Here is a 21,506-nt window from a genome sequence, read left to right as displayed (position 1 = left end):
ATGTCCGATCCCACCCGGGGCCTGCACCGTCGCAGGTTCCTCACGGGCGCGCTCGGCGTCGGCGCCGGTGCGGCGCTCACCGCGTGCACGAGCAACGCTCCCGCGGGCGGAGGCGGCGGCCCCGCGGTCGCACCCGCGCCCGCCGCGGGGGCTGCCGAGCCCGGCCGCCCCGTCACCATCGGTTTCTCGGCGCCCGCCGCGGACCACGGCTGGATCGCGGCGATCGCGAACAACGCCCAGGCGCAGGCGGAGGAGTTCCCCGACGTCACGTTCGAGGCGGTCAACCCGACCAACGACATCGCCCAGCAGATCGCGGCCGTCGAGACCCTGATCAACCGGGGCGTCGACGCGCTGGTGATCCTGCCCAACGACGGCAGCCAGCTCACCCGCGTGGGGCGGCAGGCGATGGACGCCGGCGTCGCCGTGATCAACCTGGACCGGATCTTCGACTCGCCGCTCGCGTACCGCACCTGGATCGGCGGCGACAACTACGGCATGGGCGTGAGCGCGGGCCACTACATCGGCACCCGGCTGCGCGAGGCCGGTGTGGCCAGCCCGATCATCGCCGAGATCGCAGGCATCGACAGCCTGCCGCTCACCCAGGAGCGCAGCCGCGGGTTCGCCGAAGCGCTGGCCACCTACGGCTTCGCCGTGGGCCCGCGCCAGGCCGCCGACTTCACCGCCCAGGGCGGCCAGGAGGTCACCGCGAACCTGCTGCAGGCATCCCCCCGGCTGGACGCCGTGTGGAACCACGACGACGACCAGGGCATCGGCGTGCTCGCAGCGATCAACCAGGCCGGCCGCAACGAGTTCTTCATGGTCGGCGGCGCGGGCTCGGCCAACGCGATGCGCGAGATCCAGGCCGACACCGGTGTGCTCAAGGCCACGGTGACCTACAGCCCGTCGATGGCGTCCTCGGCCGTTGCGCTCGCCCGGCTCGTGGCGCAGGGTCGGGGCATGAGCGATCTTGCCGAACAGGAGGTGCCGGCGTCGATCACGCTGGCGTCGGCGACCATCACGAAGGAGAACGTGGCCAACTACCTGCCTCTCGGGTTCGAGTCATGACTGGTGCCACCCTCGGCGTCGGGATGGTCGGCTACGCCTTCATGGGCGCCGCCCACTCGCAGGCCTGGCGCACGGCGGGACGGTTCTTCGACCTCCCGCTGCAGCCGGACATGGCGGTGCTCTGCGGGCGCAACGCCGACGCCACCGCCGCGGCGGCGCAGCGCATGGGCTGGCGGCACACCGAGACCGACTGGAAGGCCCTGCTCGGCCGCGACGACGTGCAGCTGGTCGACGTCTGCACCCCGGGCGACACCCACGCCGAGATCGCGATCGCCGCGCTGGAGGCCGGCAAGCACGTGCTGTGCGAGAAGCCGCTCGCCAACACCGTCGACGAGGCGAAGGCCATGGTCGCGGCCGCCGAGGCCGCCAAGGCCAAGGGCGTGCTCAGCATGGTGGGCTTCAACTACCGCCGCGTCCCGGCGGTCGCGCTCGCCCGCCAGCTGGTCGAGCAGGGCCGGATCGGCGAGATCCGCCACGTCCGGGCCGTCTACCTGCAGGACTGGATCGTCGACCCGGAGTTCCCGCTGGTCTGGCGGCTGCAGAAGGACAAGGCCGGGTCCGGCGCGCTCGGTGACATCGGCGCGCACATCGTCGACATGGCGCAGTTCGTCACGGGCGACCGCCTCACCGGTGTCTCCGCGCTCACCGAGACGTTCGTCAAGGAGCGCCCCCTGCCGGAGGCGTCCAGCGGGCTGTCGGCGTCCGGGTCGAGCGAACGCGGCGAGGTCACGGTCGACGACACCGCGCTCTTCATCGGCCGCTTCGGCGGCGGCGCGGTCGCGTCGTTCGAGGCCACCCGGTTCGCCACCGGCCGCAAGAACGCGATCCGCCTGGAGATCAACGGAAGCGCCGGGTCGCTCGCGTTCGACTTCGAGTCGATGAACGAGCTGTCGTTCTACGACGGCACCGAGGACCCCGGCACCGCGGGGTTCCGCCGGATCTACGTCACCGAGTCGACCCACCCGTACGTCGGAGCGTGGTGGCCGCCCGGCCACGGGCTCGGCTACGAGCACTCCTTCACCCACGAGGTCGTGGACCTGGTCCGCGACCTCGCCGCGGGCAACGACCCCACCCCGTCGTTCGCCGACGGGCTGCAGGTCCAGCAGGTGCTGGACGCCGTGGTCCGCTCGGCCGAGTCCGGCAGCAGCTGGGAACCGATCGCAGGAGAGGACTGATGGCACGACCGATCACGCTGTTCACGGGGCAGTGGGCCGACCTGCCGTTCGAGGAGGTCGCCCGGCTGGCCGGGGAGTGGGGCTACGACGGTCTGGAGATCGCCTGCTGGGGCGACCACTTCGACGTCCGGGCCGCGGTGGAGGACGACTCCTACATCGCAGGGCGCAAGGAGATCCTGGACAAGCACGGGCTGCAGGTCTTCGCGATCTCCAACCACCTGAACGGCCAGGCGGTCTGCGATGACCCGATCGACGAGCGGCACCGCGGCATCGTGCACCCGCGCGTCTGGGGTGACGGCGACCCCGAGGGCGTGCGGCAGCGCGCCGCCGAGGAGATGAAGTACACCGCTCGGGCCGCGGCGAAGCTCGGCGTGAACACCGTCGTCGGGTTCACCGGGTCGAAGATCTGGAAGACCGTCGCGATGTTCCCGCCGGTGCCGCAGTCGATGGTGGACGAGGGCTACCAGGACTTCGCCGACCGCTGGAACCCGATCCTCGACGTGTTCGACGAGGTCGGGGTCCGGTTCGCCCACGAGGTGCACCCGTCGGAGATCGCCTACGACTACTGGACCACGGTCGCCGCGCTGGAGGCCGTCGGGCACCGGGAGGCGTTCGGGCTCAACTGGGACCCGAGCCACTTCGTGTGGCAGGACCTCGACCCGGTCGGGTTCCTGTGGGACTTCAAGGACCGGATCTACCACGTCGACTGCAAGGACGCGAAGCGCCAGGTCGGCAACGGCCGCAACGGCCGGATGGGCAGCCACCTCGCGTGGGCCGACCCGCGGCGCGGCTGGGACTTCGTGTCCACCGGCCACGGCGACGTCCCGTGGGAGGCCTGCTTCCGCATGCTCAACACGATCGGCTACGACGGGCCCATCTCCGTGGAGTGGGAGGACGCCGGCATGGACCGCCTCGTCGGCGCCCCCGACGCACTGGCCTTCGTGAAGCGCACGGCGTTCGACCCGCCGTCCGCGGCCTTCGACGCGGCGTTCAGCAGCGGTTCGTAGCGCCTTCCACCGCAGCAAAGCCACTTTCCCGCCATCTCGGTGCGGGAAAGTGGCTTTGCTGCACTTCCGGCGGCCGAGAGGATCGCCGGGAACGTCCGTGGGGGAGGAGACGACATGGGTGGACGGCTCGAGGGCAAGGTCGCGCTGGTGTCCGGGGCGGCCCGAGGGCAGGGCCGGTCGCACGCGGCGCGGCTGGCGCAGGAGGGCGCCGACATCATCGCCTTCGACGTGTGCGGGCAGCTCGAGACGGTCCCCTACGCGATGGCCACGCCCGAGGACCTAGCCGAGACGGTCAAGCTCGTCGAGGACGTCGACCGGCGGATCGTCGCCCGCGAGGCCGACGTGCGGGACGCCGCGGCAGTCCAGGCGGTTGTCGACGAGGGCCTGCGCGAGTTCGGGCGCCTCGACGTCGTGGTGGCCAACGCGGGCATCGTGTCCTTCGCGGAGAACACGTGGTCGTTCACCGAGGAGCAGTGGGACGAGCTGCTCGCGGTGAACCTCACGGGCGTGTGGAAGACGGTGCGGGCCGCGGTGCCGGCCATGGTCGCGGCCGGCAACGGCGGGAGCATGGTGCTCATCAGCTCGGCGGCCGGGCTGAAGGGCATGGCCCGCATCGGGCACTACGTGACGGCGAAGCACGGCCTCGTCGGGCTGATGCGCGCGCTCGCCGTGGAGCTCGCCCCCCACTCGATCCGCGTCAACACCGTGCACCCGACGGGCGTCGACACCCCCATGGTGGTCAACGACGTCACGGCGCGGTTCACGGAGGACACGAGCGGGCAGGCGAACATGTACAACCTGCTGCCCCGTCGGATTGATCGAGTCGGTCGACATCTCCAACGCCATCGTGTGGCTCGCCTCCGAGGAGGCCCGCTACGTCACCGGCGTGGCGTTGCCCGTCGACGCCGGGATGCTGCAGAAGTGACGGCCGCCCGCGGCGACCGGATCGCCGGGAGCCACCTTGCGACAACCTGACGCCGCTGACGAGTCGGGTCGGTTGGCGGGAGCTCGTCGAGGGGTACCCGAAAGCGTGCAGATTCCGAAGGGCATGGTCGTGGAGCGGATCCGGAGCTCCGGCAGCGCCGACGCCGCTGCTCGGGCAGATGCGGAACTGCCCGAGAAGGTCGACACGGAGCGCGACGCGGACCTGCTGCGGAGCTTCGACCTCGATCCGCAGGAGCTCGCCGACGGTCTGGGCGGACAGGCGCCGGCCATCGGCTAGCGGCGGGCCCGGACCGCCGCTGAACGTCCGACCGGGGTCTCAGCCGGTCGGGAGCCGGTGCAGGACGCCTGCCCGCAATGTCCGATGTGGATGTCCTTGGCTCCGCGGCCCGAGTGACCTAACGTCACGCTGTTCGGGCGACGGAGGCGGCGATGGTTGCAGTGGACGCGGATCCCGCGCCGGAGAGTTCCCGCCGCCGGTGGCGCCGCGGACGGGGCGGGACCGAGACGGTGGCCACCCTGGCCGAGGCGCGGCGGATCGCGTCCGCTGTGCGGGGCGGGCTGGGCGGGCCCGACGCGATCGGGGCGGCACGCGGGCTGCGCCGGATGCTCGAGGCGGACGCGGTGGGGATCGGAGGCCTGCACGGCGCGCTGGTGTGGTCGGGGCGGGTGCCCGACGACGCCGACGCCCTCGCCGATGCGGTCCTGAGCAGCGACGCCCGCGCGGCCGCCCGGGGGATCATCGCGCTTCCCGTGCACGCCAGGGACGAGCTGGCCGGCGTCCTGGTGGTGGCGGGGCCGGTGGCCGCCGCTGCCGCGCGCGAGGCGGCGCTCTGGCTGGGGGAGGCCCTCGAGCGGGCCCGGCTGGAGGAGACCGCGGCCGTGGCCGAGCAGGCCGAGCTGCGGGCGCTGCGCGCGGAGATCTCGCCACACTTCGTCTACAACAGCCTCACCGCGATCGCGTCGTTCGTGAAGTCCGATCCCGAGCGGTCCCGTGACCTCATGCTCGACTTCGCCGAGTACACGCGCCACAGCCTGGCCCGCCACGGCGACTACACCACCGTGGCGGGCGAGTTCCGGGCGATCGAGGCCTACCTGGCGCTCGCCAGGGCCGTGCTCGGGGAGCGGTTGAAGGTGCAGGTGCGCATCGCCCCGGAGATCCTGCCCGTCGCGCTGCCCTACCTCGCGCTCCAGCCGCTCGTGGAGAACGCCGTCCGCCACGGCGTGGAGCTGCCGGGCGGCAGCGGCCTCGTGCAGGTCAGCGGCGAGGCCGACGGCACCGAGTGCGTGATCGCGGTGGAGGATGACGGGCCGGGCATGGACCCGGACTACGCGGCCGCGGTGCTGGCCGGACAGGGCTCCCCGGGAAGCATGGGACTGGTGAACGTCGATCGGCGGCTGCGCACGGTGTTCGGACCGGGCTACGGTCTCGTGATCGAGACGGGGGAGGGCGCCGGCACGCGCGTGCTGCTGCGCCTGCCCCGGTTCCAACCAGGGGTGGTGGTCCAATGACCCGCCGCATGCGGGTGCTCGCCGTCGACGACGTGGCGCCGGCGTTGGCGGAGCTCAGCCGGATGCTGCGCGAGTCGCCGCACGTGGGGGAAGTGGCCGAGGCGGGCGACCCGATCACCGCGCTCCGGCTGATCCAGGCCGGCCCGCTCGACGCCGTGTTCCTGGACATCTCGATGCCCGCCATGAACGGGCTCGAGCTCGGATCGCTGCTCGCCCGGATGACCGACCCGCCGGTGGTCGTGTTCGTCACCGCCTACGAGGAGCACGCCGCGTCGGCGTACGGGATCGGCGCGGTGGACTACCTGCTGAAGCCGGTGAGCGCGGAACGGCTCGCCGCCGCGATCGCCCGGGTGCGGCGGTTCGGCGCCGCGGAGACCACGCAGGCCCCCACCCCGGTCGACGCGCTCCCCGCCGTGCCGGTCGAGCTCGCCGGGCGCACCCGCTTCGTGCGCAGGGACGACGTGCGCTTCGTCGAGGCGCACGGCGACTACGTGCGCCTGCACACCCCCTCCGGCGCGCACCTCGTGCGGATCCCCATCTCCCGTCTCGAGGAGCACTGGCAGCACGCCGGCTTCAGCCGCGTGCACCGCAGCTACCTGCTCGCCGTGCCCGCCGTCCGCGAGCTGCGCAGCGACCTGTCCGGCGGCCTGCTCGCCCACACCGACGTCGGCGACGTCCCGGTGAGCCGCCGGCACGCCCGCGAGCTGCGCGAGCACCTCCTCGAAGCCGCCACGAGGGGCGCCTTCGAACCGCCGGACCAGCGGGCCCGATGAGACAGCAGGCCCGATGAAGCAACCCCGCCGCGTCGCCGTGACGAGCCCGCAGACGCGGGTGGCACTGGCCGGCCGGCGCAGCGGAGCGCCCGCCGCGCCGCCGCACCTCGCCCCCGCCGACGCCGAGCGCGCCCGCCGCATCCACGACCGGCAGCTGCGCTACGCGCTCACGGTGCTCGGGCTGCTGGGCGCGCTCCTGCTGGGGCTGCCGCTGGTGCTCGCCGCCTTGCCCGCCCTCGACACGGTGCGGCTGGCCGGCATCCCGGTCTCCTGGCTGGCCGTCGCCGTGCTCCCGTTCCCGCTGATGGCGCTGCTCGCCGGGTGGCAGCTGCGCAAGGCCGAGCGCGTGGAGCGCTCGTGGCCGGACCGGCGGCGGGCGCCGCGGTGATCCTCGCGATCGTCCCGGTACTGCTGATCACGCTGCTGATCGGCGCGCGCGGGGTCGCGGCCATGCGCACCACCTCGGACTTCCTGGTGGCGTCGCGACGGATCTCCCCGACGGTCAACGCGGCCGCCGTGTCCGGCGAGTACCTGTCCGCGGCGTCGTTCCTCGGGATCGCCGGCCTCGTCGTCAAGGACGGCGTCGGCTCGCTCTGGTACGCGGTCGGTTTCGCCGCCGGCTACGTCGCGATGCTCGCGCTCGTCGCCGCCCCGATGCGCCGCACGGGCGCGCTCACCGTGCCCGACTTCGCCGAGGCCCGGCTCGGGTCGCCCGCCCTGCGCAAGCTGTCGGCCGCGGTCGTGCTGGTGATCGGCTGCCTCTACCTCGTGCCGCAGTTCACCGCCGCCGGGCAGGTGCTTGGCGTGGTGAGCGGCAGCCCGTACTGGGTGGGCGTGGTGATCGCCGGGGCCGCCGTCAGCGTGACGCTCGCGCTCGGCGGGATGCGGGCGGCCACCTACGTGCAGGCGTTCCAGTTCGTGCTGAAGCTCGTGCTGTTCATCGTGCCGGCGATCTGGCTGGTCCTGCAGGTCAGCCCGGACACCCGCCGCGACGCGCTCACCCCGGTCGAGTTCAGCCGCTTCCAGGTGGTCACCCCGGTGCAGTTCCGCCTCGACACCACCCTCACCCTCACCGAGCCGACCCTCGTGCGCGTCGCCGGGGGAGCGCAAGAGGAGCTGGCACCGGGCGAGTACCACGCGGAGGCGGGGCAGACCTGGGAGTTCGCCGCCGGCACCGCGGTGCCGCACGTCGGCGCCGGGCCACCGGGTGGCCCGAACTGGGCGCGCCCGCTGCTCGACCCGGGCGGCCACCCCGTGCTCGCCACCTGGTCGGTGCTGGTGGCCACGGTGCTCGGCACGATGGGGCTGCCGCACATCCTCATCCGGTTCCACACCAGCCCCGACGGTCGCGGCGCCCGCCGCACGGCCGCGATCACCGTGGCCCTGCTCGGCGTTTTCTACCTGTTCCCCGCGGTGTACGGCCTGCTCGGCGCGGTGCTGCTGCCCGAGCTGTACCTCTCCGGGGGCACCGACACGGTGGTGGTCGCGCTCCCGGCCCGCGTCGACGGCGGCTTCGCGGGCACGCTGTTCACCGCGCTGCTGACGGCCGGCGCGTTCGCGGCGTTCCTGGCGACCTCGCTCGGCCTGCTGCTCGCCGTGTCCGGCGCCCTGTCCCACGACCTCGTGCCGAGTACGTTGCGCCGACTGCGGTTCACCCCCATCGTCGCGGCGCTCGCCATCGTGCTGCTCGCCCTCCCCGCGGCCCGGCTCGACGTCGGCGTGCTGGTGACCTCGGCGTTCGCCGTGGCCGCCTCCACGTTCTGCCCGCTGCTCGTGCTCGGCATCTGGTGGCCGCGGCTCACGGCCCGCGGCGCGATCGTCGGGATGACGACCGGCCTGCTGGCGTCGGCAGGCGTGATCGGGATCGACCTGTTCCTCGGCGTGCCGCCGGGACTCGCCGGGATCCTCCTCGGCCAGCCCGCGCTGTGGTCGGTGCCGCTCGCGTTCGCGACGATGGTGCTGGTCTCGCTGCGGGGCCGGCCGCCGGCATGGGCGTCGGCGGCGATGCTGCGGCTGCACCTGGACGAGACCGAGACCGGGCGCCGATGAGTTCGCCGATGAGTTTCGGTGCCCGCGCCGGTCTCTACCTGCATGACGGTAGCGACGGAGATCTCCCGTGCGGTGACGACGGTCCGGTCCGGTGACCAGGCCGCGTTCGCGGCGCTCGCCGAGCCGCACCGCCGGGAGCTGCAGGTGCACTGCTACCGGATGCTCGGCTCCTTCACCGACGCCGAGGACATGGTCCAGGAGACCCTCCTGCGGGCGTGGCGCCGCCGCGAGACCTACGCCGGCCGCTCGACCTTCCGGGCATGGCTCTACCGCATCGCCACCAACACATGCCTCGACCACCTGGAGCGCCACCCGCGTCGCCCCCGCGGTGACGGCGGCGTCGGCGAGGTGACGTGGCTGCAGCCGTTCCCGGACAACCTGCTCGAAATGGCCGCGCCGCCCGACGCCGAGCCCGACGCCGCCGTCGTGGCGCGGGAGACGATCGAGCTCGCCTTCCTCGTCGCCGTGCAGCACCTGCCGCCCCGGCAGCGGGCGGTGCTCATGCTGCGCGACGTGCTCGGCTGGTCGGCAGCGGAGAGCGCCGCCGTGCTCGAGTCGAGCGTCGCCTCGGTCAACAGCGCGCTGCAGCGGGCGCGGGCCACCCTGCGCGAGCACCTGCCGCGGCGGCGCTCGGAGTGGTCACCGGCCGGGCCGTCCGAGGAAGAGCGCTCCGTCCTGCAGCGGTTCATGGAAGCCTGCGAGCGCGCCGACATGACCGCGCTCGCAGCGCTGCTGCGCGAGGACGCCGTCTTCTCGATGCCGCCGCATCCCGACGTGACGCGAGGGCGGGACGCGATCGTGGAGCTCTGGGCCCCTGCGCTGGCCGGCCCGTCCGCACTCGGCGAGCTGCTCATGGTGCCGGTGCGGGTGAACCGCCAGCCCGCGGCGGCGAGCTACGTCCGCAGGCCCGGTGAGCCGGTGTTCCGCGCGCTCGCGCTGGACGTGCTGCGCGTCGAGGGCGGCGTGATCACCGACGTCGTGTCGTTCGAGCACACGGCGGCGTTCCCCGCCTTCGACCTGCTCGGCCTTCCGGCCAGCCGGTAGCGGGGGAGGAGGAGGGGTGGACGCCGAGCCGATCACGTTCCTCGGCCGGCCGCTCGGCCCGTCGTTCCGGAGCCGCACCGTGACGATCCGTCCCGGCGGCACCCGGCCCTACGAGGAGGCGGAGTGGCGCGACGCGCTCGTCGTCGTCGAATGCGGGGCCGTGGTGGTGGAATGCCAGGCAGGCGGTCGCCGGACCTTCCGGTCGGGGGAAGTCCTCTGGCTCACCGGGATGGGGGTGCGGGCGCTGCACAACGAGGGCCAGGAGAGCGCGGTGCTCGTGGCGGTCTCGCGGCGGGCCGCGGAGCAGGACTAGGAGCGGTAGCCGAAGACGTTGGTGACCACAGAGGTCACCGCCTTCGCCACGGACTCGACGGCATCGGTGACGCCGGACAGCACGGAGTCGTCGGAGTCCTCGTCGCCGGACTCCTTCTCGCTGTCGCTCGAGTCCTCGTCCTGCGACTTCTCGTCGGACGAGTCCTCGCTGTCCTTGCTGTCGGAGTCCTTCGAGTCCTTCGAGTCCTTCGAGTCCTTCGAGTCCTTCGAGTCGGCCGAGTCGTCGGACTCGTCCTTCTCGTCGGCGTCCTTCTTGCTGCTGTCCTCGCTGTCGCTGTCCTTCTTGTCGCTGTCCTTCTTCTCGCTGTCCTTCTTGTCGCTGTCGGACTCGTCGTCCTCGGACTCGTCCTTGGCGTCGCTGCTCTTGGTGTCGCTGCTCTTCTCGTCGCCGCTCTTCGCGTCGCCGTCGGACTCGTCCGATCCGGACTTCGCGGAACCGGAGATGCTCGGCTTCTCCTTCTCGCTGGAGCTTTCGCCGGAGCCGGCCGACTCCGAAGCGTCCGGCTCCTCGGGGGATGCGCCACCGGTGGCCTCGCCCACGGCATCCGCCGCGGCCTGACCCGCACCGGTCGCGGCGTCAGCGACCTCCTCCGCCGCCCCTGCCGCGGTGTCCTCGGCCACGTCCTCCGCGGTGTCGTCCGTGGGGGGAACCTCGATCAGCGGCTCCGCGGGAGCGGCCTGGTCGGCCGGGGCTTCGCCGTCCTCACCCTCGGCGGCCGGGGCCGGCTCGGCGGGGGTGTCCCCGCCGGTCGTGTCCTCGCCGGTCGTGTCCCCGCCTGCTGGGGCGGGCGCGGCCTGGGCGGCGGGGGCCTCATCACCTTCGGCCGGGGCGGTCGACCCGCTGTCGGTCGCACCGTCGCTCGCCGTGCCCGCTTCGGGCTCCTCGGCGGCGTCGCCGCTCCCCTCCGACGAAGGCTCGTCGACGGACCCGGACTCGTCGGAACCGGCCTCGGTGTCGGACCCGGTGTCGGTGCCAGTGTCGGATCCGGACCCGGTGTCGGTGCCTGTGTCGGTGCCAGAGCCTGTGTCGGTGCCAGAGCCTGTGTCGGTGCCAGAGCCTGTGTCGGTGCCAGAGCCTGTGTCGGTGCCAGAGCCTGTGTCGGTGCCAGAGCCTGTGTCGGTGCCAGAGCCTGTGTCGGTGCCAGAGCCTGTGTCGGTGCCAGAGCCTGTGTCGGTGCCAGAGCCTGTGTCGGTGCCAGAGTCGGTGCCGGACCCGGTGTCAGTGCCCGACCCGCTGCCGGGATCGTCGTCGGACTGGGTCTGCGGCTCGCCCTCGGATCCGCTCGAGCCGGTCTCGGTGCCGGAGCCCGATCCGGTGCCGCTGCCCGATCCGCTGCCCGATCCGGTGCCGGAGCCGGCGGGCGGATCGGCCGGACTCTGGGGTTCGGTGGAAGGCTGGGTCGGCGTCTGCGGCTCGGGGCTCTGGGTCTCGGGGCCTTGGGACCCCGGGCTCTGGGGTACGCCGGTGGGTTCGGTGCTCGGGTCGTCGCTGCCCGTGGAGGGGGCCGGGTTCTGATCGGTGCTCGACGGGCTCTGGGGCTCGCCCGACTCGGGCGCGGCGAGCTGCGGCCCGGCGTCCGGTCCGGTCGCCGCGGGACCGGGGGCGCCGCTAGTCTCGGGCCCGGCGGGCTCCGAGGGCCCACGGCCCTCGCCCTGTGGCAAGGCGAGGATGTCCTCGTCGGCCCGGCCGCCACCGGGCTGCCGTGACGCCTCCGGGGCGTCCGGGTCGGGGCGACCTTCCGGGCCGATCGAGTCGGCCAGCTGCCGTTGCACCCGTGCGAGGTTCTCGTGGCCCTCGGCGGGCCGGACGGCCGGCAGTGTCGCGGCGGCGGCGTCGATCTGGCGGGCCGCCTCGTCGGGACGGCCCGCGCGCAGCGCCGCGCGCGCCTGCTCGAGGTGGTCGTTCACGGCGACCGCGGCCTCGACGGACCGCGCCCGCTCCGCGTAGAAGACCTTGGACACGGGCCACAGGGCGCTGCCGGGCTCCGCGTCGGAGGCGCCTGCCGCGACCCCCGACGTCGCCAGCGCGACGAGGGCGGCCGCGATCGCGAGCCGCCGGGCGTAGGGGACGGTGCTCCGGTGCCGGCCGGAGCGCAGCGAGGTGACGGTGGCGGTGGCGGTGGCCGTGGCGTCAGCGGGATCGCCCGGATCCGCAGGTGCGGAAACGTCGACCGAGGTGTCGGCGATAACGCCGGTGGTGGACGCGGAATCGGAGGCGGGGGCGAGGGCCTCGGGCCGGACCTCGGCAACCCACGCGGCGAGCATCGCGACGAGCTCGTCCTCGGTGCCGCGGGACGAGGTCGGTACGTCCCGCGGGGCGACGAGGCCCGCGGCGAGCTGCTCGATGAACTCGTCGTCGGCACGCAGGGCGGCGACGTCGAGGGGATGCTCGGCGTCCTGGGGCAGTGACCCTCGACTTTCGGTGCCGCCCCCGTCGGGGAGATCGTTCTCGTCTCCGAGCCGCACCCCGACCTCCGTTTCTCATGGCTGGTGCCGGCCGGGCAACCGGCGACAAGACTACCCCGGTCGCCGTCGCGGTCCGGGGTGTCCCGTTGAGAGTCGTTCCCGGATCGCCCGATGTTTCGCGCCCGCGAAGTTTCGGCCTACTTTCGAGCCGGACGGTCAGCCCGGTAGCCCGTTGTGTCGAATCACCTCGGCGTAGAAATGGGCGCTGTCCTTGGGCGTTCGGACCTGCGTCTCGTAGTCGACGTGGACGATCCCGAACCGCTTGGCGTAGCCCCATGCCCACTCGAAGTTGTCGAGGAGGGACCACACGTAGTACCCGGTGACCGGGGCGCCCGCCTCGATCGCGGCGTGCACGGCGGCGAGGTGGCCGCGCAGGTACTCGATGCGGTCGGTGTCGGCGATCCGCCCGTCGGGCCCGACCTCGTCCGGGAACGCCGCGCCGTTCTCGGTGACCAGCAGCTCGAGGCCCGGGGCCTCCGCTGCCACCCGGAGGAGCAGCTCGGTGAGCCCGCGCGGGTCGATGCTCCACCCCATGTCGGTCTTCGGGCCGTGCTGGAGCGGGAACTCGACGTCGTCGCACGCGATCCACGGGGTGGCTGCGCCGTCGCCGTGGCCGTCGGCGTTCTCCTTGGGGCGCTCCCGCGTCCAGTGCCGAACCCACGTGGGCGTGTAGTAGTTGACGCCGAGTGCGTCGATGCGGGCCGAGATGACGTCGAGGTCGCCGTCCTGCACGAACGACCAGTCGGTCACGCCCGCGGTGTCGGCCTGGACGTCCGCCGGGTAGCGCCCCTGCAGCACCGGGTCGAGGAACACGCGGTTCTGCAACCCGTCGACGCGGCGGGCCGCATCGACGTCGAGCGGTGCGTCCGGGCGCTCGGGCCGCACCCAGGCGAGGTTCAGCGTGAGCGCGACGCGGGCGGCGGGCGCGGCGCGGCGGATCGCCACCGTCGCGAGCCCGTGGGCCAGGTTGAGGTGGTGGACGGCGGCGAGCGCGGCCGCGCCGTCGGTGCGGCCAGGGGCGTGCACGCCGCTGGCGTAGCCGAGGTACGCGCTGCACCACGGCTCGTTGAGCGTGATGAAGAGCGGCACCCGGTCACCGAGGGCCGCGGCCACCGCTTCCGCGTACTCCGCGAACCGCTCTGCGGTGCGCCGCTCCGTCCAGCCGCCCGCGTCCTCGAGCGCCTGTGGGAGGTCCCAGTGGTAGAGCGTGATCGACGGGCTGATCCCGTGTGCGAGCAGCTCGTCGACCAGGTCGGAGTAGAAGGCGATGCCCTCCGCGTTGACGGGGCCGAGCTCGTCGGGGGTGACCTGGGGCGTGATCCGGGGCCACGCGACGGAGAACCGGTACGAGGTGAGCCCCAGCTCGGCCATCAGGGCGACGTCCTCGCGGAACCGGTGGTAGTGGTCGACGGCGACGTCCCCGGTGTCACCGCGGTCGACGCGTCCCGGGGTGTGCGAGAAGGTGTCCCAGATCGACGGCGTGCGCCCGCCCTCCGCGACAGCCCCCTCGATCTGGTAGGAGGCGGTTGCGGAGCCCCACAGGAACCCCTGCGGGAACTGGATTGCGCCGGTGGCGGTGCTGGCCCGGGTGGCGGTCACGTACGTCCTTCCGTTCTCGTTCCAGGTGATGCGTGATGCTGCGATGCCCACTGCTCGTAGGAGGTCCATGCTCGCAGCTCGAGGCGGGTGGTGAACCGGCGCATCGTGCCGCTGAACGGGTCGCGGAACTCCAGCTCGGACGCGAGCAGCTGCAGGGGACGCCGGAAGTCGTCGAGCGGCTTCTCGGTGAGCTCGGGGTAGAAGTCGTCGCCCAGGATGGGGACGCCGAGCCGGTTCATGTGCACGCGCAGCTGGTGGGTGCGGCCGGTCTCGGGGGTGAGCCGGTAGCGGGCGAGCCCGTCCCGGTGGGCCATCAGCTCGACGTGCGTGACCGCGTTGACCGGGCCCGGCTCCTCGTACGCCCGGATGATCCCGCGTTCCTTCACGATCCGGCTCTCCACGGTGCGGGGCAGGGTGAGAGCCGGGTCGTGGCGCGCGACGGCCTCGTAGGTCTTGCGGACCCGCCGGTCGCGGAACAGCGTCTGGTAGGCACCGCGCCGCTCCCGGTGCACCACGAACATGAGCAGGCCCGCGGTGGGACGGTCGAGGCGGTGGGCGGGCGAGAGCGCCGGCAGGTCCAGCTCGAGGCGCAGGCGCACGAGCGCGGTCTCGAGGATGTGGCTCCCGCGCGGGATCGTGGCGAGGAAGTGCGGTTTGTCGACGACGACCAGGTCGTCGTCGCGGTGCACGATCCCGATCTCGAACGGGACCGGTGCCTCGTCGGGGAGGTCCCGGTGGAACCACAGGAACTCTTCCGGCACGAACGGCGCGTCCGGCGCGATCGGTCCACTGCGGTCGACGATGCGCTCCTCCCGGAGCATGGCGTCGATCCGCGCGGGGTCGACCCGGGGGAGCCGCTCGACCAGGTGGTCACGCATGGTGGCCCACCGCGGGCCGTCGGGGGTGTCCGCCGGCGTCCGCAGGCGCACCGGGTCGAGCCCGTGCCGCTGCGGAAGCGGCGACTTCAACTTGCGTCTGATGCGGCGAGCCTAGTGCGGCGGCGACGAACGTTCACCGGGTCCTCGCACGCCCAGGCGCCGCCTCGCCGCGTTCCACCCCGGCAACGTTCGTGTCCACCGCACTTGCCACTAGATCTCGGAGCGGATCCGGGTGAGGATCTCCTCCGTGCGGTCCGGCTGCTCCACCTGCGCGCAGAGCCGGTCCATCACGGCAGCGTAATGCTCCACGTCGGCGCGTTTGTCCAGGTAGAGCGCGCTGGTGAGCTGCTCGAGGTAGACGATGTCGGGCAGGTCCGGCTCGGCGAAGCGCAGGATCGCGAACGGCCCGCCCGCCGCGGCGTGGCCGCCGTAGGAGAACGGGGCCACCTGCAGCGAGATGTTGGGCAGCTCGTTCATCTCGATCAGATGCGTGAGCTGGGCCCGGCTCTGCTCGCGGCCCATCAGCGAGCGCCGCAGCGCCGCCTCGTCGACCACCGCCCACAGCGTGGGCGGGTGGGGGCCGGTGAGCAGCGCCTGGCGCTGCATCCGCAGCTCGACGCGGCGCTCGACCTCCACCGGGTCGGTGTGGCCGAGCATCGTGACGGCACGGGCGTAGTCGCGGGTCTGCAGCAGCCCGGGTACGAACTGGAGCTCGTAGTTCCGGATCACCGACGCGGCCTGCTCGAGGCCCAGGTAGGTCTCGAACCAGCTGGGCAGCAGGTCGGCGTAGCGGTGCCACCAGCCGGGGGTGTTGGCCTGCCTGGCGAGGTCGAGGAACTGCGCCCGCTCGGCGGGGTCACGCACCCCGTAGCAGGTGAGCAGGTCGGCGACGTCGCGTTCCTTGAACCCGACGCGCCCCAGCTCGAGACGGCTGATCTTGGCGGGCGAGGCGCGGATGGCCTCACCCGCGCGCTCGCGGGTGACGCCCGCGGCCTCACGTCTGCGACGCAGTGCCCCACCGAGTCCGATGCGGAGCACGGTGGGGCCTGTCGGTCCCTTGGGAGTGCGACCGCCGGCACGGTCGAGAGCGGCCTGGTCGATCGACCCGGATTCCGCGTCGTCGGGCACGACGATCATCAGGTTCCCCCGGGAGTGTGTCTCGCTCGCGTTCACGTGGGTGCGCACTGTAGTGAGCACACTCACTCTGCCGTGCATCGGCACGTACGGCAAGCGTGCGCAGATGCTCGTTCAGCTCGCGAGATCGTCGAGCTCCCCCCTCCGCGCGGCGCGCACGAAGTCCGCGACCGCGGCGCGGGTGCCGACGAGCACCGGGCCCGCCGGGAACCGCGAGTTGCGCAGCGCGACATCGCCACCTGCGAGTTCTGCCAGTTCGACGCAGTTCCCGCTGGGATTGCTCGCCCTGCTCTTGCGCCACTGCAGGGCGTCGTAGTTCTCTGTGAAAGCGAAGTGCACGTGCAGATGCTCATGCACTGGCACTTGCGGATGCAAGTTAGGCAGGCCACGATCGGATGCGACAAGCGCCACCCGACCGGGTGGGCGTCGGTACGGGCAGCGAAAGCGGGGGAGCGCCATGAGTTACTCCTGGGGGGCGAGCCACGGCTCGGGGCGCGCGGGGGGCGTGTCGCTCGACCGGACGCGAACCGCCGTCCCCGGCGGGGCCGCGCCACACCGGCCGGCCGAGACCCCGGCGCGGCTCCAGGGCGGGCCAGGTAGCCGCCCTGTCGAGTCCAGCGACGGGATGCCCGAGCAGCAGCGCGTCGCCGACGAGCTGGCGCCGATGGTGGAGGTGTGGCAGCGGCTGCTCGCGCAGCACGTGCCCGACCGCGCCGGGCGCTGCCGCACCTGCACGAAGGGCGGCACGGGGTTGCCCACCACCCCGTGGCCCTGCGTGATCCACGGGATCGCCGACATGGCCCGCCGTTCCTACGACGCGCGGCGCGGCCGCGCGGCGTCCTAGTGCCGTAGAGCTCGCGCCCGGACCCCGCCCCGGCGGCCACCACCAGCGCCGGGTGCCGGGCGCCACCGGGCGGTGCACCCTTCCAGTCCCGGCCGCGGGCCGTCAATGCAGCCGGTCCGCGGTCCACCCCGCTGGGTGATGCCCGCCCTCGCGAATGTTCAGCCTTCTGGGGGCCCGCCCCAACAGACCCCCGCCGGGGCGGGTCCCCAGACCCCATCCGTTCCTACGCCGAGGCGTGGGGTCCGCCGTCGGACGCTCTCCCGGCGGCCTGCTGCCGCAGCACGAAGCGTTGCAGCTTCCCGGTGCTCGTGCGGGGGAGCTCGGCGACGAACTCGACGAGCCGCGGGTACTTGTAGGGCGCGATCGTCTGCTTCACGTGGTCCTGCAGCGCCGCCGCGTCGCGGGTGGCGCCCTCCCGCAGCACGACGTACGCGGTGACGAGTGAGCCGCGCTCCTCGTCGGGCGTGGCCACCACGGCGCAGTCCACGACGTCCGGGTGTCCGAGCATGGCCTGTTCCACCTCGGGGCCCGAGATGTTGTAGCCCGACGAGACGATCATGTCGTCGCTCCGGGCGAGGTAGGTGAAGTAGCCGTCGGCGTCGCGCACGTAGGTGTCGCCGGTGAAGTTCCAGCCGTGCCGCACGTACGTGGTCTGCCGGTCGCCGTTGAGGTAGCGGCATCCGGTGGGGCCCTTCACCGCGAGGTTGCCCGGTGTGCCGTCCGGTACCGGCCGGCCGTCGTCGTCGAGCACGGCGGCCTGGTAGCCGGGCACCGCTCGGCCGGTGGTGCCGGGTCGGATGTCGTCGTCGGCCGCGGAGATGAACACGTGCAGCATCTCGGTGGACCCGATGCCGTCGATGATCTGCAGGCCGGTGGCGTCGTGCATCGCGTGCCACACGCTCGCGGGCAGCGTCTCGCCCGCCGAGACCAGACGGCGCACCCCGGCCAGCCGGTCGGCCTTGCCGGCCGCGAGGACCGCCCGGTACGCGGTCGGGGCCGTGAAGAGCACGGTGACGCCCTCCTCGGCCACGGTGTCGGCGAGCTGCGGCGGCGTCACGCGGTCCAGCAGCACCGTGCTCGCCCCGGCGCGCAGCGGGAAGACCACCAGCCCGCCGAGCCCGAACGTGAACGCGATCGGCGGGGTGCCCGTCACCACGTCGGAGGGCTGGATGCCGACCACGTGCCGCGAGAACGTGTCGGCGATCGCGAGTACGTCGCGGTGGAAGTGCATGGTGGCCTTCGGGCGGCCGGTGGTGCCCGAGGTGAAGGCCAGTAGCGCCACGTCGTCGGCGGCGGTGTCCACCGCGGCGAAGCCGCCGTCGTGGGCGGCGATCATGCCGGTGAGCTCGCTGTCGCCCCCGTAGGCGACGGTGCGCAGGTCAGGCGGTACGTCGTGGAGGAAGTCGTGGTGGACGAGGGCGAGCGACGGCCGGGCGAGCTCGGTGATCGTGTCCAGCTCGGTGCGGCGCAGCATCGGCATCGTGGCCACGGCCACCCCGCCCGCGAGCAGCACCCCGAGCCAGCAGGCCACCTGCCACGGCTCGTTCGGCCCCCGCAGGAGCACCCGGTTGCCCGGCACGAGGCCGAGGTCCTCGGTGAGCGCGGCCGCCACCTGGGCGGCGTGGTGGCGCAGCTCGCCGTACGTCCACGCGATGCCGGACCCGCGCATGCAGGGTCGCTCGCCGGGTGGGCCGGCGAGCAGCTCTCGTGCGGCGTTGAGCTGTCGGGGGTAGCGCAGCTCCGGCAGCTCGAACGTGAGCTCGGGCCACTGGTCGCGGGGCGGTAGATGATCGCGGCAGAACGGGTCCGTGTGGGCGCTGGCCATGGCGAACCTCCCGCCGGGAAGTATCGCGCTTTGCTGACGATAGTCAAGACTCCGCTATGAGCATCCGGGGTCGAGGACGACGCCGCTGAACGGACCCAGGACGATCGTCGCCCCCGGCCGTCCGGGCTCGGAAGCGGCATCGGTCGAGGCCAGCAGCAGCGGCGCGGAGGACGACCCGGACAGCGCCGTGACGTCGAGACGCCGCGGTGTCGCGCAGAGGTTGAGGATCACCAGCGTGCGTTCCCCGGCCTCCGCGCGGACGTACGCGAGCACGTCGGGCGGACCGTCGAGGAACGCCTGGCTCCCGGTGCGCAGTGACGGGCGGGCCCGGCGCAGCGCGAGCAGCGTGCGGTAGAGGGCGAGCATCGAGCTCTCGTCCTCCAGTTCGGACGCGACGTTGAGCCGTTCGGCCGTGTCGCCGATCGGCAGCCACGGGTCGCCGGTGGTGAAGCCGGCCCCCGGACCGGCCGTCGACGGGGGCGCCCAGGGCATCGGGGTGCGCTGCGGGTCGCGCCCGTCGCGGTCGGTGCCGATGCCGGGTGGGAGCTCGGTGTCGGGCAGGCCCAGCTCCTCGCCCTGGTAGAGGAAGGGTGTGCCGCGCAGGGTGAGCAGCAGCACCGCGGCGAGGCGGCCCCGCGCGGCGCGGGTCTCCTCGTCGTCGCCGGGGGTCGACCACCGGGTGACGAGCCGCGGTTCGTCGTGGTTGCCCAGGAACCACGCCGGCCAGGTGTCCGGGTCGGCCAGCTCGACGAACTCCTCGACGGTCAGCCGGATCCGCGCTGCGTCGAACGGCGACCGGGCGAACACGAAGTTGTGGGCGAGGTGCAGCTCGCCGGGGGCGAGGTAGGGCAGGATGCGGCGCTGGTCGAACTCCCAGACCTCGCCCACCGTGACGGCGCCCGGGTACTCGTCGACGACCGCACGCACCTCGCGCAGGTACTCGTGAAGCGTCGGCCAGTCCTGCTGGCGCGACGGCTCGCCCGCGACGTTGTCGCGGTGGTCCGGGTCCTTGCCCAGCCGGTTGATGGCGTCGAGCCGCACTCCGTCGACCCCGCGGTCCAGCCAGTGGCGCAGGACCTCGAGCTGGGCGGCCCGCACCGCGGGGTTGGACCAGTCGAGGTCGGGCTGCTGGGGCAGGTGGGAGTGCAGGTACCACTGGGCGGTGCCCGGGTGCCACGTCCACGCGGGGACCCCGGCGGGGAAGCCGGCGACCCAGTTGTTGGGCGGGCCGCCGTCGGGGCGCCCGGGTGTCGGCCCGTCGCGCCACACGTAGAAGTCGCGCTTCGCCGCGGTGCGGGACGACGCGGCGTCGCGGAACCACGGGTGCTGGTCGCTGGTGTGCGACAGGACGATGTCGACGAGGAGGCGCAGGCCGTGCGCGTGGGCCGCGGCGATGAGCGCCTCGGCGTCGGCGTCCGTGCCGAAGATCGGGTCGACGGCGGTGTGATCGCTGATGTCGTAGCCGAAGTCGGCCATCGGCGACCGGAAGAACGGCGAGATCCACAGGGCGTCGACGCCGAGGGTGCGCAGGTAGGGGAGCCGCTCGATGATGCCGGGCAGGTCACCGATCCCGTCGCCGTCCGAGTCGGCGAAGCTGCGCGGGTAGATCTGGTAGACGACGGCGTCCTGCCACCACGGCCGGCTCATCGCGCACCTCGGCACTCGGGGGTGCGGGCGCGGTGGAAGGCGGCGGACCGGGCGACGACGACGGCGCCGACGAGGCCGCACGCCGCGGTGGTCGCGACCGCGACGGGCAGTGCGCCGTGGTCGAGGAAGACCCCGCCGATCGCCGCGCCCCCACCGATGCCGACCTGGTAGGCGACGATGTAGACCGCGGAGGCGAGGTCCTGCCGGACGCGGGCGACGCGCAGGACCGCGGCTTGCAGCACCACGCTCATCCCGGCCGCCGGCACGGCCCACAACACGACCGCGGCACCGGCGACGGCACCGGAGCTCGGTCCGACGACGAGCAGCGCGAGCATGCACGCGACGAACCCGCCGGTGACGATCAGGGCGGTAGCTCGTGGCTGCCGGTCCACGTGCCTGCCGATCAGCGCGAGGCCGAGCAGGCCCGCCGCCCCGTGCGCGAGGAGGAGGCCAGAGGTGGCGGGGCCGGTGAGGTGGACGTAGTCGGCGATGATCACGGTGATGTAGGTGAACGCGGTGAGGTGTCCCAGCACCACGATCAGCGTGGTCGCGTTCACGGCGTTGAGGGATCTGTCGGTCAGGGTGCGCCGGAGCGTCGACGGCCCCTGCTGCTGCGGTGCGTGCTCCGCCGGCATCGGGTCGACGGTGGCGCGGATCGCCACGGCCGAGAGCGCCGCGGCGCCGGCCACGGCGAGGACGGCGGGTCGCCAGCCGATCGTCGCGCCGAGCCACGAGCTCAGCGGGAGCCCGAAGAGGAAGGCGAGCGAGTTCCCCGCGAAGACCACCGCGGTGGCGCGGCCGGCCCGGTGCGGTCCGAGCATCCGGGCGGCGATCACCGCGACCACCGACCAGAACACGCCGTGGCCGACGGCGGAGACCACCCGGGCGACCACGGCGACGCCGTAGCTGGGCGCGACGGCCAGCAGCAGGTTGGACGCGGTGATCGTCGCGACGGTGGCGACCGCTGCCGTCCGGCGGTCCCAGTGCGTCGTCAGGGCGACCAGCGGCACCACCGAGACCGCGACGACGACCGCGTACCCCGTGACCAGGAGGCCGACGGCCGACTCGGACACGCCGAAGCCGGACGCCAGGTCCGGTAGCAGGGCGACGGGCAGGTTCTCCGAGGTCACCGAGACGAAGCAGGCGGCGCTGAGCGCCCCCAGCGCCACGCCTTCTCGGGACGGGCTCCACCTCCGCATGTGTGTAACGATAC

General features: G+C 73.1%; 20 protein-coding genes. 12 read left to right on the top strand and 8 right to left on the bottom strand.

Annotated features, from left to right (window positions below; translation table 11 throughout):
- From FB388_RS16350 to FB388_RS16300, 11 genes are all read left to right on the top strand, one after another.
- Positions 1 to 1,065 (top strand): substrate-binding domain-containing protein, encoded by a 1,065-nt coding sequence (locus tag FB388_RS16350; protein ID WP_142101829.1) that lies wholly within the window; start codon positions 1 to 3, stop codon positions 1,063 to 1,065.
- Entirely contained in the window at positions 1,062 to 2,240 is a 1,179-nt protein-coding gene (locus FB388_RS16345; protein ID WP_142101827.1) for a Gfo/Idh/MocA family protein, read from the top strand. The genes FB388_RS16350 and FB388_RS16345 overlap by 4 nt, the downstream gene beginning before the upstream one ends.
- Positions 2,240 to 3,247: a sugar phosphate isomerase/epimerase family protein gene (locus FB388_RS16340; RefSeq protein ID WP_142101825.1), complete on the top strand. Its 1,008-nt coding sequence runs from the start codon at positions 2,240 to 2,242 to the stop codon at positions 3,245 to 3,247. Before FB388_RS16345 ends, FB388_RS16340 begins: the two co-directional genes overlap by 1 nt.
- A gap of 114 nt (positions 3,248 to 3,361) precedes the next feature.
- Entirely contained in the window at positions 3,362 to 4,222 is an 861-nt protein-coding gene (locus tag FB388_RS16335; protein ID WP_425468544.1) for a mycofactocin-coupled SDR family oxidoreductase, read from the top strand.
- A 55-nt stretch (positions 4,223 to 4,277) separates the two neighbouring features.
- On the top strand, positions 4,278 to 4,469 hold the full coding sequence (locus tag FB388_RS16330) for a hypothetical protein (RefSeq protein WP_142101823.1): 192 nt from the start codon (positions 4,278 to 4,280) through the stop codon (positions 4,467 to 4,469).
- A 152-nt stretch (positions 4,470 to 4,621) separates the two neighbouring features.
- Complete coding sequence (locus FB388_RS16325) at positions 4,622 to 5,701, top strand: sensor histidine kinase (protein ID WP_142101821.1); 1,080 nt, start codon at positions 4,622 to 4,624, stop codon at positions 5,699 to 5,701.
- Positions 5,698 to 6,474, top strand: a complete 777-nt coding sequence (locus tag FB388_RS16320) for a LytR/AlgR family response regulator transcription factor (RefSeq protein ID WP_142101819.1) — start codon at positions 5,698 to 5,700, stop codon at positions 6,472 to 6,474. Before FB388_RS16325 ends, FB388_RS16320 begins: the two co-directional genes overlap by 4 nt.
- 13 nt (positions 6,475 to 6,487) lie before the next feature.
- Entirely contained in the window at positions 6,488 to 6,862 is a 375-nt protein-coding gene (locus FB388_RS16315; protein WP_142101817.1) for a hypothetical protein, read from the top strand.
- On the top strand, positions 6,832 to 8,523 hold the full coding sequence (locus FB388_RS16310) for a sodium/solute symporter (protein ID WP_246121978.1): 1,692 nt from the start codon (positions 6,832 to 6,834) through the stop codon (positions 8,521 to 8,523). Before FB388_RS16315 ends, FB388_RS16310 begins: the two co-directional genes overlap by 31 nt.
- 42 nt (positions 8,524 to 8,565) lie before the next feature.
- Positions 8,566 to 9,567 (top strand): RNA polymerase subunit sigma-70, encoded by a 1,002-nt coding sequence (locus FB388_RS16305; RefSeq protein WP_142101815.1) that lies wholly within the window; start codon positions 8,566 to 8,568, stop codon positions 9,565 to 9,567.
- Positions 9,568 to 9,583: 16 nt separating this feature from the next.
- Complete coding sequence (locus tag FB388_RS16300) at positions 9,584 to 9,880, top strand: hypothetical protein (RefSeq protein WP_142101813.1); 297 nt, start codon at positions 9,584 to 9,586, stop codon at positions 9,878 to 9,880.
- Here the strand turns inward: FB388_RS16300 and FB388_RS16295 are convergent.
- From FB388_RS16295 to FB388_RS16275, 5 genes are all read right to left on the bottom strand, one after another.
- Positions 9,877 to 12,366, bottom strand: a complete 2,490-nt coding sequence (locus FB388_RS16295; RefSeq protein WP_142101811.1) for a hypothetical protein — start codon at positions 12,364 to 12,366, stop codon at positions 9,877 to 9,879. The two genes, FB388_RS16300 and FB388_RS16295, sit on opposite strands and share 4 nt — an antisense overlap.
- A gap of 156 nt (positions 12,367 to 12,522) precedes the next feature.
- Entirely contained in the window at positions 12,523 to 13,965 is a 1,443-nt protein-coding gene (locus FB388_RS16290) for a GH1 family beta-glucosidase (protein WP_246121976.1), read from the bottom strand.
- Positions 13,962 to 14,945 (bottom strand): pseudouridine synthase, encoded by a 984-nt coding sequence (locus tag FB388_RS16285; protein ID WP_142101807.1) that lies wholly within the window; start codon positions 14,943 to 14,945, stop codon positions 13,962 to 13,964. Before FB388_RS16285 ends, FB388_RS16290 begins: the two co-directional genes overlap by 4 nt.
- A 108-nt stretch (positions 14,946 to 15,053) precedes the next feature.
- Positions 15,054 to 16,016 carry a helix-turn-helix domain-containing protein gene (locus tag FB388_RS16280; RefSeq protein ID WP_246121973.1) on the bottom strand — a complete coding sequence of 321 codons (963 nt, stop codon included), beginning with the start codon at positions 16,014 to 16,016 and terminating at the stop codon, positions 15,054 to 15,056.
- 75 nt (positions 16,017 to 16,091) lie between these two features.
- A complete protein-coding gene (locus tag FB388_RS16275; protein ID WP_246121971.1) occupies positions 16,092 to 16,316 on the bottom strand; it encodes a DUF397 domain-containing protein in 225 nt (74 codons plus the stop codon).
- A gap of 118 nt (positions 16,317 to 16,434) precedes the next feature.
- Between FB388_RS16275 and FB388_RS16270 the strand changes: the two genes are divergently transcribed.
- Positions 16,435 to 16,821: a hypothetical protein gene (locus FB388_RS16270; protein ID WP_142101803.1), complete on the top strand. Its 387-nt coding sequence runs from the start codon at positions 16,435 to 16,437 to the stop codon at positions 16,819 to 16,821.
- A 223-nt stretch (positions 16,822 to 17,044) separates the two neighbouring features.
- Here the strand turns inward: FB388_RS16270 and FB388_RS16265 are convergent, their stop codons facing one another.
- The 3 genes from FB388_RS16265 to FB388_RS16255 are packed head-to-tail and all read right to left on the bottom strand — an operon-like array spanning position 17,045 to position 21,492.
- On the bottom strand, positions 17,045 to 18,646 hold the full coding sequence (locus FB388_RS16265) for an AMP-binding protein (protein WP_142101801.1): 1,602 nt from the start codon (positions 18,644 to 18,646) through the stop codon (positions 17,045 to 17,047).
- Positions 18,647 to 18,700: 54 nt separating this feature from the next.
- A complete protein-coding gene (locus FB388_RS16260) occupies positions 18,701 to 20,293 on the bottom strand; it encodes an alpha-amylase family glycosyl hydrolase (RefSeq protein ID WP_142101799.1) in 1,593 nt (530 codons plus the stop codon).
- Positions 20,290 to 21,492 (bottom strand): MFS transporter, encoded by a 1,203-nt coding sequence (locus FB388_RS16255; RefSeq protein WP_246121970.1) that lies wholly within the window; start codon positions 21,490 to 21,492, stop codon positions 20,290 to 20,292. The genes FB388_RS16260 and FB388_RS16255 overlap by 4 nt, the downstream gene beginning before the upstream one ends.
- Between the last annotated feature and the right edge of the window lie 14 nt (positions 21,493 to 21,506).

Origin of the sequence: Pseudonocardia cypriaca (genome assembly GCF_006717045.1) — a bacterium.
Lineage (GTDB): Bacteria > Actinomycetota > Actinomycetes > Mycobacteriales > Pseudonocardiaceae > Pseudonocardia > Pseudonocardia cypriaca.
The sequence above is the reverse complement of the archived record's forward strand: the minus strand, read 5'-3'. Positions and strand labels throughout refer to the sequence as shown.

What these genes read in the sequence shown, in the direction of transcription:
- FB388_RS16350 (WP_142101829.1), top strand. Translation starts at nt 1, where the DNA reads ATGTCCGATCCCACCCGGGGCCTGCACCGTCGCAGGTTCCTCACGGGC.
- FB388_RS16345 (WP_142101827.1), top strand. Translation starts at nt 1,062, where the DNA reads ATGACTGGTGCCACCCTCGGCGTCGGGATGGTCGGCTACGCCTTCATG.
- FB388_RS16340 (WP_142101825.1), top strand. Translation starts at nt 2,240, where the DNA reads ATGGCACGACCGATCACGCTGTTCACGGGGCAGTGGGCCGACCTGCCG.
- FB388_RS16335 (WP_425468544.1), top strand. Translation starts at nt 3,362, where the DNA reads ATGGGTGGACGGCTCGAGGGCAAGGTCGCGCTGGTGTCCGGGGCGGCC.
- FB388_RS16325 (WP_142101821.1), top strand. Translation starts at nt 4,622, where the DNA reads ATGGTTGCAGTGGACGCGGATCCCGCGCCGGAGAGTTCCCGCCGCCGG.
- FB388_RS16320 (WP_142101819.1), top strand. Translation starts at nt 5,698, where the DNA reads ATGACCCGCCGCATGCGGGTGCTCGCCGTCGACGACGTGGCGCCGGCG.
- FB388_RS16315 (WP_142101817.1), top strand. Translation starts at nt 6,488, where the DNA reads ATGAAGCAACCCCGCCGCGTCGCCGTGACGAGCCCGCAGACGCGGGTG.
- FB388_RS16305 (WP_142101815.1), top strand. Translation starts at nt 8,566, where the DNA reads ATGACGGTAGCGACGGAGATCTCCCGTGCGGTGACGACGGTCCGGTCC.
- FB388_RS16270 (WP_142101803.1), top strand. Translation starts at nt 16,435, where the DNA reads ATGAGTTACTCCTGGGGGGCGAGCCACGGCTCGGGGCGCGCGGGGGGC.
- FB388_RS16265 (WP_142101801.1), bottom strand. Translation starts at nt 18,646, where the DNA reads ATGGCCAGCGCCCACACGGACCCGTTCTGCCGCGATCATCTACCGCCC.
- FB388_RS16260 (WP_142101799.1), bottom strand. Translation starts at nt 20,293, where the DNA reads ATGAGCCGGCCGTGGTGGCAGGACGCCGTCGTCTACCAGATCTACCCG.
- FB388_RS16255 (WP_246121970.1), bottom strand. Translation starts at nt 21,492, where the DNA reads ATGCGGAGGTGGAGCCCGTCCCGAGAAGGCGTGGCGCTGGGGGCGCTC.